The sequence below is a fragment of the Ignavibacteriales bacterium genome (assembly GCA_026390575.1).
Lineage (GTDB): Bacteria > Bacteroidota > Ignavibacteria > UBA10030 > UBA10030 > Fen-1298.
This window is the reverse complement of sequence record JAPLFR010000008.1, coordinates 62,479-74,925: the sequence shown is the minus strand read 5'-3', so window position 1 is coordinate 74,925 and position 12,447 is coordinate 62,479. Positions and strand designations below refer to the sequence as shown.

The window sequence follows — 12,447 nt, the reverse complement described above, 5'->3', positions numbered from 1 at the left end:
CTTGTTATGTTATGCGTTGCCAGCTAACGGATCGGCGCTAAGTCCGTTCCATTGCCATTGCAATGGAACGCGATCGCGATCCTGCAGAGCAGGATCGGACTGCGGCGCCCTGCCTGCGTGCCGTAGGCACTTCCGCTTGCACTTCGTTTCAGCGGACAAGCCGGAAGGCAGGTGATAACTTTCAATATGCACCCAGCGAAGCGAGTTCACGCTGAAAAAAAAATTATTAAGACTATAACCTATGTTCACCATGCGTAACGTACCCAGCCTGCCGCTGGCAACCGTCAGCTTGTCCCAAAGGTAGCTATGCCATGCCTTTGGCAGATCCCTTCGGGAAGCGCCTGGTTAGCCAGCACAAAATAATCAAATATTTTATTTAAGCTTATTTTGAAGGTTTCCCAGTTCTTGCTCTGAATTCTTTGTTCTTTTTCAGTAGGACTTTCATTTCTTCTTCAATTCTAAATATTGTCGCTCGTTTACTAGGCAAAGATGATCGAATAGATTCAAGCAGATAGGATATCTTACCTTTTTCATTTTCCGTAAGTTTTATTTTTGGTTTCGACGTGATTATTTTTAACAAATCATTAAGTTCATCAATTTGCGAATTAAGTAAATTCTTAAGGCCTTCTTGGAATTTTCTAAATTCCATCAAGCTATTTACCATTCCTTTGCATGCACCTAAAAGTGCCTCATCTTTCCATTGATCAACAGGTGGATCGCTAACATGATTTACATGTGCTTCATATTCTTCTATGATTCCTGTTAAAACATTCGGTTCGTTTTCTTCAACCTTATTTTTTACCCTTTGGATGAGATAAATAGCTATACCAGAAAAACATGTATTGATGAGAATAATAATCAGTTCCCAAAAATTAAGATGGAATGAAAAGAACGACGTATCCATTATATATCCTCCAATTAATTTAAAGAATTATTTATGCTGGCTAACGGACTGGCGCTAAGTCCGTCCCGATATTACATATCGGGACGCGATCGCGATCCTGCAGAGCAGGATCGGACTGCGGCGCTGATAATTTTCATAATGCTGAAAACGAAACAAGTTCATTATGAAAAAGAAATTATTAAGAACCAAAACCTCTAAGCGCAATGTAAATTGCTCCCACGCTCATCCGGTCAGCTTGTTGAACGTTTTGTGTGAAACCCCGCTCTTTTTGCGGGGAGCCGCTGGTTAGGCCGTGACCGTAAGAAATGAATTCAGGCGCAATCACATCTCGACGAGCCACCAGCTGTTGCGCGACACAGCCGTTGACGATCCGCCGGATACGCCAACGCATCACCGCGGCATCAGAGCGAACACACCCCAGCCCAAGTATTCACGCGTGTAAGCGGCGTGGCGCTCGGGTTCCGAGGTCAGTTTGGCTCGAACATCTTTCGCGAGCTCATCGCCGGAATTGGCTTCAAGCCATCTACGCATGGTGAGCCATTTGGCCGCCTCGTATCTGTCCCAGCCGTCTTGGTCAGCCAGAACCATTTCAACGACGTCGTAGCCAAGGTTGCCGAAAGACGCGAGAAGTTCCGGAAGTATGAGAAAGTCGGAGATGGAGTTGGCATGACACTCCTTGGCAATATTTTCCGTCGGCGGGAACTGCCGCCAGTAGGGCTCGCCAATGAGGATGATCCCTCCAGTGCGCAGGTTCCGTGCTAGAAGCTCGATAGTGCCGACGACACCACCGGCAATCCAAGTGGCACCGACACAGGCTGCCACATCGACCTTCTCGTCAGAGATGTAGCCGGCAGCATCGCCATGGATAAACTTGATTTGATGGGCGACGCCGAGTTCTTCAGCGCGGAGTTTCGCTTGCTCGGTGAACAACTGGCTCATGTCGATGCCGGTACCCATAACTCCGTAATCGCGTGCCCAGGTGCACAGCATCTCCCCCGAACCGCTGCCGAGGTCGAGCACTCGGGCTCCCGATTCTAGACGCAGCGCCGCGCCGAGAGTGGCGAGCTTTTCGGGTGTGAATGGGTTGTGGATACGGTGAGCACTCTCAGTGATGTTAAATATCCGGGGGATGTCCACTTTGGAAAATTTCCTTTCAGTTGTGAATAGATTCGGTCCCGGCCTAACGGATGACGCGATCGCGATCCTGCAGAGCAGGATCGGACTGCCGCGTTGATAACTTTCATAATACACTAAACGAAATGAGTTCATACTGATAACTAAATTAATCTGCAATCAACCAACGAGGTACTGAAAAGTTAATTATAAAAATCAGAAACCACCACCAGCCATGCGTAACCTACCCACGCTCATTCGGTCAGCTTGTTGAACGTTTTGTGTGAAACCCCGCTCTTTTTGCGGGGAGCCACTGGTTAGAACGCACGCGTATCAAACTATTTGAAATACATCATCCCAAACGTTACATGGATAGTCTCGTGCGTAATTGGTGACAGGTATATTAAATTCAAACGACGATTGCCCTCGCTCTGAAAATATTCCAGGCGAACAGGATAAAAACCTTTTTGTAATGGAACGACGTATGATTTGTACCACTCGCTTCCATGCTGTCCATCATTATTGATGATTTCACGCCCATTAATAAAAAACTTCGATCCATCGCTGGAACAAAGTGCAAATCCATAATATCCCTCTAAGTCTATCTTAAGATATCCTTCAAAAACACATCCGAAATTCGACTTGGCGTGAAGTTTATCCAGACTGAACGAACTGTCGGTAATACCCGTTTTTACAGCCTTTAACTTGGTGAAATCCGACAATGTTTTCCATGCTCCTTCGTAGTACGAGTAGCGGCAACCACCGGTTTTAATATCCTTCACATTCTGAAGAGCAGGCCAGACTTTGCTCAACTCAAAATTGCCTGTTGAAGATGTGATATATTTTTTATTTTCGCCAATCCATTTCACTGTGACCTTTGCAGGAGCGGTAATTTCGATCATTTGCGGAGCTCGTTTCGATGAAGTATCAGGTTCCGAACCATCGGTGGTATAAAACACATTTGGAAAGCTTCCATTAAGAAATACCGGCGCGGGTTTTCCTTCAAGCAGAGATCCGTTATTGGCGTGAAATTCTACTAATTTCTTTGAGTTGTAACCATCATAGGTATATTTTAAACCATCATAAATACCTTTAAGACGTACGGACATGTGATTTTCGTTCGGATAAATCGAAACTTTCCAACGAAGCCCTTCGGGCGCAAATTCTTTTAGAACAGAATCCATTTTTTGAATACCAACATTCCTATACGTTTCCTCAACGCCAATAATCCATAAATTTTTGTTAAGTTCAGCAGTATTTTTGAAGGTTTCTGTTGCCATGGTTATTATGCGCCTGTTATTCCAGGGGAATGCCGGATCTGAACAATAGTAATTCGTAAACAAACCAGGCTCTTTAATGATGGTATACATGGTAAACAAACCACCGAAAGAATGACCAAACAAGCTATTATCTCCACTGGTGGGCAGCTTGTTATTGATATAAGGCATGAGTTCATTTTTAAAGAAAGCAATAAAATTATCCGCACCGCCTGCCATTGGATTATCAGTTGTTTTTTCGGGTAAAAAATCGCGGGCGCGCATATTACCTTCACGGGTATAGGTATTTGGTAAAGCTATTAAAATAAGTGGAGGAAGAAAATTTTGTTTTCTAGCAAACTGATAGATATATAAAAAATCATCGAAGTGTGTTTCACCGTCTATTATATAGACAACATCATATTTTGCATTGGAGCCCGGCTCATATTCTTCGGGAAGACAAATCTTTATTTTGCGTTGTTCATTTAAAATTTTTGAATCAATGGAGTCGTTAATAATTGCAGATTTCTGTGCTAAAGCAGTATTTAATGCCAGCCCAAAACCCATCATTAAAATGAAGAATTTGAATTTTATATTTTTCATAATTTTTATATTTAATTATTATTCACAAAGTTATATATGTAAAGGGTTGATTAGCAATTACTAACTGCTCGAAGTCTGAATCTTACAAATAACTATTTTATTCGCGCCATTGGTGATTCGTGCGTTCTAACGGATCGGCGCTAAGTCCGTCCCGATATTACATATCGGGACGCGATCGCGATCCTGCAGAGCAGGATCGGACTGCGGCGCTGATAAATTTCATAATGCTGAAAACGAAACAAGTTCATTATGAAAAAGAAATTATTAAGAACCAAAACCTCTAAGCGCAATGTAAAATGCTCCCACGCTCATCCGGTCAGCTTGTTGAACGTTTTGTGTGAAACCCCGCTCTTTTTGCGGGGAGCCGCTGGTTAGGCGGGCGCTTGTCAGAGTATCTTGTTAATTGTTATTGCAACATTTCCTCTTTTATGCCCCAGTTCAACATATCTATAGGCATCAACTATTTGTTCAAAAAGAAAACATCTATCATTAATTGGCGTGATTACTTTCGATTCAACAAGACCTCTAATCCTATCAAGTCGTTCTGAACTCAAGATCAATGCACCATCATCGATAGACGCGAGTTGGCCTTTATGTGTCAACGATAATTGGCATGCCTCTTTCAACTTGGATGTTCTTGCCTTTCCAACGGAGTCGAGGATGAAATCATATTTCTCTATTCTGGAAATTGATTCTTTGTCAGTGTAATCTAGTGTCTTATCTGCTCCCAATGATTCTATGAATTGAATATTTGCCGTACTACACACCGCAGTGACCTCGGCTCCAAGAGATTTGGCGTACTGTACTGCTATTGTACCAGATGTCCCGGACGCACCGTAAACAAGAACCTTCTGATTCGGTTGTATATTTCCTTTCTCAAGAAATTGTAGGGCCAAGAGACCACCATATGCGGCTGAAGTTGCTTCTTCAAAACTGATGTTTCTCGGCTTTATTGCGACACACCCTTGTTTCGAATCTGATTCCTTCATGCATTTATAGTCAGCATATGCTCCGAGCGAAAATCCGGTAAGGCCGTATACCTGATCGCCAACATGGAATCGTCTTATCTTAGAACCTATCTTCACGATTTCTCCCGACAATACTTCTCCGAGAATCTCATTCCGTGGCCTTGTAATACCTATCATCAGTCGCATAGGAATGCGAAACCTAAGCGGGATATTAGAGCTTCGTATAAAAATGTCGCTATTGGTTACAGATGCTGCGTATATTTTTATCAGGACTTCATCATCTTTTGGCACAGGTTTGTTGTACTCTACAATATGAAAGACATCAGGTGGGCCATACTTGGTGCAAATGGCTGCTTTCATTTTTTCCATTTTTCTCTTCCTTTTGATCCGTTGAAAGTAATAATTTACCGAGCGCCCGCCTAACGGACTGCGGCTAAGCTGCCGCGTGACCAATTATCATATTGCACTCAAGGAAGCAGGTTCACGCTACCAACTGAATTATTAAACACAAAACCTCTACTCGCAATGTAAATTGCTCCCACGCTCATCCGGTCAGCTTGTTGAACGTTTTGTGTGAAATCCCGCTCTTTATGCGGGGAGCCGCTGGTTAGGCAAACAACCAACAAATTTACTGTGGAATTTTTGATCTCCAGAGTTTTTGTGCACGTTCTCCAATCCAGGCACCTAAGAGCGAAAAAAAGAAGAATATTACTATTGTGATAACGATTTGCATAACGGATTGAAATAATGTAAGTCCTGCTAGCCCGCCGCCCATCATTACCATCATTGCCATCGCGCCGAGGAAAAAAAGAACGATAAATCCTGCTGCTGCAATTGCCGGTTCCCAAAGTGTGACTCCTTCTGACAAATATCCTGCAACGGCTCCAATAATGATGATGCCTGCAAATAACCACATACCAATGAAAATTTGAACGGCCTTTTGAGTAAGTAGGTAATAAGCTATTACTACTGGTGCTGGATAAAATACCACATAAAGCAACAGTGTGATGCCAACCCATTTCCATTGTAATTTCTTGGTGTTGGAAGATTGTTCGCTCATATGATTTTCTCCTTTTTAGTTGAGAGTGGTTTGCCTAACGGATTGGCGCTAAGTGACGCGATCGCGATCCTGCAGAGCAGGATCGGACTGCCGCGTTGATAACTTTCATAATACACTAAACGAAATGAGTTCATACTGATAACTAAATTAATCTGCAATCAACCAACGAGGTACTGAAAAGTTAATTATAAAAATGTCAACCCACCACCAGCAATGTAAAATGTACCAACGCTCATTCGGTCAGCTTGTTGAACGTTTTGTGTGAAACCCCGCTCTTTTTGCGGGGAGCCACTGGTTAGAACGCAAACGATAATAGTTCTAGTTATTTGGCGTTTTCGATAAATCATCAAACATAATCCAAGGATTTCCAATATTTTGTTCTCTTCTTGTTACAATGTCCAATTGTCCAACATGATGTTGAAGATGACGGAGATTGTAATCCACTAGGTCAATTTTAGGGAAACCATGCCATTCAAACGGTGAAGGAGTAGTAAAATATGTAACATTTATATTTTGAATGAATTGATTCGCTTTTTGTCTCACATATGTGCAATAAGCTTTCATATTACTTTTTGAGATTGGGTGCTTTTGATCCTCAATCATTTGAGAATCTGGATAAACCGAATAATTATGAATTCCTTTCATGTCAAAACTCTGAGGTCGAAAAGTTGCTTCATCAGCGTGAAAATAAAAATCAGTAAACCATAGAACATGATAACATATTTGCCAGAACGGCACGTTGCTTATTTTTGCCGTCCATGTTGTATCGTTGGCATTATCAATTACATGTTCCAACATTTTAAACGCAGCCCCGATCTGCCTCGAGTAGCTTTTCTTTATTTCTGGTAGCAAAGTAGAGTCTTTAGATGAGGATGATGAATCAGGGTTAGCAACTTTTGAAGAAGGTTGAGAAAAAGCTAAACAGGGTAGGAGAAATAACATAATCAATGAGTTTTTCATTTCTGCTCCGTTGTTAATTGATTTACTTCTCAAAGTTTTTGCGACCTAACGGACCGGCGCTAAGTCCGTCCCGATATTACATATCGGGACGCGATCGCGATCCTGCAGAGCAGGATCGGACTGCGGCGTTGATAATTATCGTAATGCAACCAACGAAACGAGTTCACGCTATCAACTGAATTATTAAGCACCAAACCTCTATTAGCCATGTTGATTGCTCCCACGCTCAAACCGTCAGCTTGAGTTGCTGGTTAGAACGCACGCAGTAAAAAGTTCTAATTCTTTCCTTGCGACTGGCGCATCCTGCCTTTTATTGTAATCTCGCCGAAGAGACCTGTGCGCTCTGAGACCTTCAACTCTACGAGATTGCTTTTGAATTCTATCTGGAATTGTAACAAACGATCATTTGATGGTTCGTTGTAGGTAAAGCAAAAAGTATTTTCAGATGTCCAAGAACCCTTCGCCCCTGCAGGAAGATTATATTTTGATGTGTTTGATATTCGATACACATCATCCAGTCCTACCGGTAGCACTGTGTGAACACCTTCATAGGACATTTTAATCGTATCTTCTTTTCCTGTTCCATTGACCATAGTGAATGACAGCAATCCCAGAGAATTAGTTTCCAGGAAATACTCCTTACCCGATAATGTTTTGGCAAGGGCGGGCAATGTCGTCACCGGTTTTGATGCAGGAGCTTTGCTTGCCTCGTTGATCTTTTGCTCGAGAAGTTTTACAGCTTTCGGATTTTCCGGTAAAGAGGTGTCTGATGCAAAAGCTCTCGCAATATATTCTCCAATGTCTCCGAGGGTATATCCGCCATTCCCGATTAAGATGACAATAATATTTTTTTGAGGCCATATGATAAGCCTCTGGCCACCTCTCCCTCGTCCTTCAAACAATCCGAGCCTTTCCAATGGCAGCCACCAGAGATATCCGTACGCTGTTCCAGAATCTTCATACACATGCGGTTGGGATGAACGCTTTATCCATTCCTTCGAGATCACTCGATTACCCTCCCAAATGCCATCATTCAGCACAAGGTATCCTATCTTTGCCAGATCAACCGGGGCAATAAAAAGGTCGCCCCATCCGTTGGTGTTCCCGTTCTGTTCAGCTTCCCACCGAACGTCTTTGATCCCAAGCGGTTGGAACAAATTCTTTTGGGTAAACTCAAGCAGGTTCATTCCAGTCGTTCTCGTGATAATGGTTGAAAGAATATGGGGTGCGAGAGACGAATAGACAAATTTCTTGCCCGGGGTATCTACCAGCGGCAGATCCAGAAAGTATTGCACGCAATCGCCGCTTTGACGCATGAGCACTGTTTGTTCTTCGCCTTCTTGAAAGTTCCGGCAGAGGGCAGATGTCATCGTGAGCAGGTGCTCTATTGTCAAGGCCTTTTTGTTTTCATTAAGATGAGCGACAGAACGATCTGAGAAAAAACCCAATACCGGTTCGTTGACGCTTTTGATATATCCCTTGTCAATTGCAATCCCGGTTGCTAGGGATGTAATACTTTTAGTGACAGATGCGATGTCGTGGATAACATTCTTTTGAAATGGATAAAGGTATGCCTCTAAAATCAGATGACCGTTGCGAATAATGATAATACTATTGAGATCGATATTGTTATCTTTGACGTTGTCAAATAACTTTGCAAGTTCTAAAGAATTAAATCCCTGTTTTTCGGGAGTGGATGTTGGCCAATAGTTAATCGCCGAATCGGTTTGCGGCGATTGAGAACTGAGTTCAACAGTTGACAAGAGAATTCCCAAAATAACGACAATGAATTGTTTGCTATATTTCATAGATATTGTCTTTTAATATTAAATCATATGATTGTAATCAAATAGTAAATTACTTGTATAAATATCCCCTAACTAATTCGTGCGCCCTAACTATGATTAGACTGCGCAACGCAGTCTAAATCCTCACTTCTGTTGGTTAGACTGCGTAATTCAGCCTAATATGAGTGTTTTGTATTATAGACTGCGTCCTCCGCAGCCCTCTAAAAAGGAGTGTGCTGTCTGTGCTTGTCCTTATGCCCTTCGCGAGATAGCCCCCAACAGCCCATTCCCTTTCTTCAAAATAAACTTCTTTGGATTTTCTCTTGAGGTTTCCGCTAAACTATCGAATGTCTTACTCAATTGCAAGGGAAATAGTATGGCTAACGAAATAATACTACAGCATGTACATAATTGCATTTGTACACAACATCTGAGCCTGCGTACCGAGGAAGCTTATCTTCAATGGACAAAACGGTACATCTTTTTTCACCATAACCGCCATCCCGCTGAAATAGGTGAAAATGAAATCCGTAGTTTTTTTACTTACCTCACTTGTGAGCAATATGTCTTTTCTTCAACTCAATATGTCTTCATAAATATTAACTCTAACGCACTTTACTTAATACCAGTGCTGTCAAGCATCGACTGTTTTCATAATCTGCATAAATATTCCACCGCTTTCTCCCGAACTTTCTTCATTAACTCATTCAACTCTGCTGGACTGATATTCAAATGCTGCGTAATCTCGTAATCCTAAAATCCTGCCGTTATCTTCTCTACAACAACCTGCTCCACCGTTGATAGGTTTGATTGGAAATCCGAAATGCTTAATTTGCATGGCATGGAGAGTGATAACGTGATCTGAGTAATTCTTGCATTTTCAATCAGTCTGTGCTACTTTACTGCATATTTTATCATGATCAATACGAAGTGTTGATGAAATACTGTTTTTTTATATTGATGATTTTGTTTGTCCAATGTTCATTCGGCCAGGTAGCATCCGATGCACCTATAGATTGGACGAATGCTGGATACCGCGGCAAGGCGGCTGACATTCCAAGGCAATTTGATCGCATTGTCAATGTAAAGACAGAATTTGATGTGAAGGGAGACGGTATTACAGACGATGCACCGAAAATTCAGCGTGCCATCAATGCATATTCGGATTTCGCTGTCTATTATTTTGCTGCCGGCACATACCTCCTCGGAAGCACAATTACACTCAGGAGCAATTGTGTTATTCTGGGGGCTGGTTCTTCGAATACTGTATTCATGAATACGCATTCAAATTCCGTGTTCGCAATCAAGGGAGATGTAGAAGCGTCAGTTCCTGCGGCAGCTGCGGCAGAATTAGTAAAGGATGCTCAAACAATTACTTTGCCGTTCTCGGTTTCAGCTGGAGATTTCATCGAAATTTCTGCCAATGACCCATCACTTGTTGTACCAGGAGATGAAGCTGTTTGGTATTATTGCATTGGGCAAGTAGTCCGTGTGAAACAAGTGAATGGATCTGCTATTATGCTCGACGATAAACTTCGTTTGAATTACAGCAGCTTAACACCCAAAGTAGCAAAAATGCATACCATAACGAATGTTGGATTTGAAAATTTTAAAGTAAGCAATCAAAGTCCGGTGAGCAGTTCAAACTTTAGTACAAATTTCAATTTCAGTTGCGCAACAGATTGCTGGATTTCCGGTGTAGAAAGTCAGGGATCTGGCTTTGCACATGTCGGAATGGGCAGCAGTGCCAATATCGAAATCCAGGGTTGCTATTTTCATGAAGCTCAGGATTATGGAGAAGGCGGGCATGGCTATGGTATCTGCATGACCGGTCATTCCTCAAGCTGCCTTATCGAAAATAATATTTTTAAGACATTACGACATGCGATGATTTTAGCAGGCGGAGCGAATGGCAATGTATTTGGATTTAATTATTCAAGAGATGTATATTCTTCCCTGGAGCCGGATATCTGTTTTCATGGACACTTTCCATTTGCGAATTTAATCGAAGGAAATTATGCTGAATTTGCTCAAGCTGATCTTGTCTGGGGACTGAACGGACCGTACAATACACTTTTCAGAAACGCGTTAAATAGACTGCCCATCTTTATCTGTTATTCGTTTGATCTCAAAGAAGGAGGTATTAGAGTTGATCATCAAAGTAGTTTCAAGCAGCATTTTTATGTACTTGGCAATGCTGTGCGTGATGCCGATTGCGTATTTAATAATAAAGTAAAGGCATTATATTGGAATTGGGATGATTTAGACAATGAAGATGGTAATACTGGATTAAATGTCGTTAAAGATGGTAGTTTCAGCCGCGGGGAAAGAACATCATACTACAAGGATTTACGCCCGATTTTCCTCTCGACTGCATATACGTGGCCGCCGTTAGGTTGCAAGTTTTCCGGCAACGTAACCTGCAAAAGCATTCCCGCCGTTGATCGTTGGAATGCCGGTGGTGTTATGACTTTATCTGCCCCTCCACTTTTTTCCTCTCCCTCTTCGATCAATTTTGAGAATACCATTAAAAATGATCCTTCAGATTTAATACTTCCGATGGTTTCGGCTCCAGGTTATGCATTCACAATAAATTCAGTAACGAACAAACTCACAATCTTCCGGCCGGACATGACAGTGCCGGTTACAATAAATGGAAACGACACATTGAAGACAAAGATAGTCTTCAAACCAACTGCTTTTGGTTCATTTATAGATACATTATCGATCATGTCTAATAGTGGAACTGGCAAAGTTATTTTGTCAGGTTCATCTCCATACCCGACAGTATCTGCATATAAGACAGCAATCAACTACGGCAGTATTGCCAAGAACACAACGAAGAAGGACACGGTGAAATTGGTCAACAATTCGATAAACACTTTGATGGTGGATTCTATCTATACGAAAACCAATGCGTTTATTGCGAACCGAGTTAACGGGACTGTCGGATCAGACACACTCAAGTTCATTGTCTCGTTCACGCCAACTACTCTTTCAAGTTATGCTGACACGTTGTACGTATGGAATAACTCACAAACACCATTAGTAAAAATACCTCTCTCCGGTAATGCTTCAGAACTTCCCGTTGAATTGGTGGATTTCAGTGCATCGATTTCGAAGAGCAATATTGTTCTTCGATGGCACACTGCAATAGAAGTGAATAATTATGGTTTTGAATTGGAAAGGAGAACAGTTAATATTATTCAATCCTCCGCTGATACTGTTTGGCGGATAATTGCCTTTATCACCGGTAATGGCACCAGCAACGCTACGCACGAATATTCGTATTCCGATGCGAGTCTCAATTCTGGCCGGTACGAATATCGTCTCAAGCAAATAGACAACGACGGTGCCTATAAATATTTTCAAAGTGTGGAAGTGGATATTCCTCTGCCAAGAGCCTTTTCAATGTCGCAGAACTATCCCAATCCTTACAATCCATCGACAACAATTCGATATGCTTTACCAATGAGGAGCAACGTGAAGATTCAGATATTCAATATGCTTGGGCAGGTCGTGACCGACCTGGTAAACAATGAACAAGCTGCAGGATATCAATCTGTTATTTGGAATGCTACCGTTGCAGGTGGAATATATTTCTATAGGATAGAAGCAGTTGATTTGTCGGATCAGAGAAACAGATTTGTTGATACGAAGAAGATGATCCTGTTGAAATAGCCAAGACCTATTTCAATACTGAAAAGCCCGGAGAGCAATTTCCGATCCTTTTTGTTCTTGCTTTTAACTTGAGACTCTACTACTTTAATGTCATAATATCGACTAGCCAGACGGT

The 12,447-nt window shown here is 42.0% G+C and carries 10 protein-coding genes; 2 read left to right on the top strand and 8 right to left on the bottom strand.

Translation table 11 applies throughout. The features are described from left to right. Nucleotides 1–9: 9 nt before the first annotated feature. Entirely contained in the window at nt 10–252 is a 243-nt protein-coding gene (locus NTX44_06560) for a hypothetical protein (GenBank protein ID MCX6121265.1), read from the bottom strand. A gap of 130 nt (nt 253–382) precedes the next feature. Then, nucleotides 383–904: a hypothetical protein gene (locus NTX44_06555; GenBank protein ID MCX6121264.1), complete on the bottom strand. Its 522-nt coding sequence runs from the start codon at nt 902–904 to the stop codon at nt 383–385. A 33-nt stretch (nt 905–937) separates the two neighbouring features. On the opposite strand from NTX44_06555, the gene NTX44_06550 reads away from it, so the two are divergent. Continuing rightward, nucleotides 938–1,102, top strand: coding sequence for a hypothetical protein (locus NTX44_06550; GenBank protein MCX6121263.1), 165 nt, complete (start codon nt 938–940; stop codon nt 1,100–1,102). Nucleotides 1,103–1,294: 192 nt separating this feature from the next. Here the strand turns inward: NTX44_06550 and NTX44_06545 are convergent, their stop codons facing one another. From NTX44_06545 to NTX44_06520, 6 genes are all read right to left on the bottom strand, one after another. Continuing rightward, entirely contained in the window at nt 1,295–2,173 is an 879-nt protein-coding gene (locus tag NTX44_06545; GenBank protein ID MCX6121262.1) for a class I SAM-dependent methyltransferase, read from the bottom strand. Between the two features lie 182 nt (nt 2,174–2,355). Then, complete coding sequence (locus tag NTX44_06540; protein MCX6121261.1) at nt 2,356–3,876, bottom strand: alpha/beta hydrolase-fold protein; 1,521 nt, start codon at nt 3,874–3,876, stop codon at nt 2,356–2,358. A 386-nt stretch (nt 3,877–4,262) separates the two neighbouring features. Continuing rightward, a complete protein-coding gene (locus NTX44_06535) occupies nt 4,263–5,213 on the bottom strand; it encodes an NAD(P)-dependent alcohol dehydrogenase (GenBank protein MCX6121260.1) in 951 nt (316 codons plus the stop codon). Between the two features lie 259 nt (nt 5,214–5,472). Further along, complete coding sequence (locus NTX44_06530) at nt 5,473–5,904, bottom strand: hypothetical protein (GenBank protein ID MCX6121259.1); 432 nt, start codon at nt 5,902–5,904, stop codon at nt 5,473–5,475. A gap of 318 nt (nt 5,905–6,222) precedes the next feature. After that, entirely contained in the window at nt 6,223–6,864 is a 642-nt protein-coding gene (locus tag NTX44_06525; protein ID MCX6121258.1) for a hypothetical protein, read from the bottom strand. Nucleotides 6,865–7,139: 275 nt separating this feature from the next. Next, nucleotides 7,140–8,672, bottom strand: a complete 1,533-nt coding sequence (locus tag NTX44_06520; protein MCX6121257.1) for a serine hydrolase — start codon at nt 8,670–8,672, stop codon at nt 7,140–7,142. 915 nt (nt 8,673–9,587) lie between these two features. On the opposite strand from NTX44_06520, the gene NTX44_06515 reads away from it, so the two are divergent. Beyond that, complete coding sequence (locus NTX44_06515) at nt 9,588–12,332, top strand: glycosyl hydrolase family 28-related protein (protein ID MCX6121256.1); 2,745 nt, start codon at nt 9,588–9,590, stop codon at nt 12,330–12,332. Nucleotides 12,333–12,447 lie beyond the last annotated feature (115 nt).

What these genes read in the sequence shown, in the direction of transcription:
- NTX44_06560 (MCX6121265.1), bottom strand. Translation starts at nt 252, where the DNA reads ATGGTGAACATAGGTTATAGTCTTAATAATTTTTTTTTCAGCGTGAAC.
- NTX44_06555 (MCX6121264.1), bottom strand. Translation starts at nt 904, where the DNA reads ATGGATACGTCGTTCTTTTCATTCCATCTTAATTTTTGGGAACTGATT.
- NTX44_06550 (MCX6121263.1), top strand. Translation starts at nt 938, where the DNA reads ATGCTGGCTAACGGACTGGCGCTAAGTCCGTCCCGATATTACATATCG.
- NTX44_06545 (MCX6121262.1), bottom strand. Translation starts at nt 2,173, where the DNA reads ATGAACTCATTTCGTTTAGTGTATTATGAAAGTTATCAACGCGGCAGT.
- NTX44_06540 (MCX6121261.1), bottom strand. Translation starts at nt 3,876, where the DNA reads ATGAAAAATATAAAATTCAAATTCTTCATTTTAATGATGGGTTTTGGG.
- NTX44_06535 (MCX6121260.1), bottom strand. Translation starts at nt 5,213, where the DNA reads ATGGAAAAAATGAAAGCAGCCATTTGCACCAAGTATGGCCCACCTGAT.
- NTX44_06530 (MCX6121259.1), bottom strand. Translation starts at nt 5,904, where the DNA reads ATGAGCGAACAATCTTCCAACACCAAGAAATTACAATGGAAATGGGTT.
- NTX44_06525 (MCX6121258.1), bottom strand. Translation starts at nt 6,864, where the DNA reads ATGAAAAACTCATTGATTATGTTATTTCTCCTACCCTGTTTAGCTTTT.
- NTX44_06520 (MCX6121257.1), bottom strand. Translation starts at nt 8,672, where the DNA reads ATGAAATATAGCAAACAATTCATTGTCGTTATTTTGGGAATTCTCTTG.
- NTX44_06515 (MCX6121256.1), top strand. Translation starts at nt 9,588, where the DNA reads ATGAAATACTGTTTTTTTATATTGATGATTTTGTTTGTCCAATGTTCA.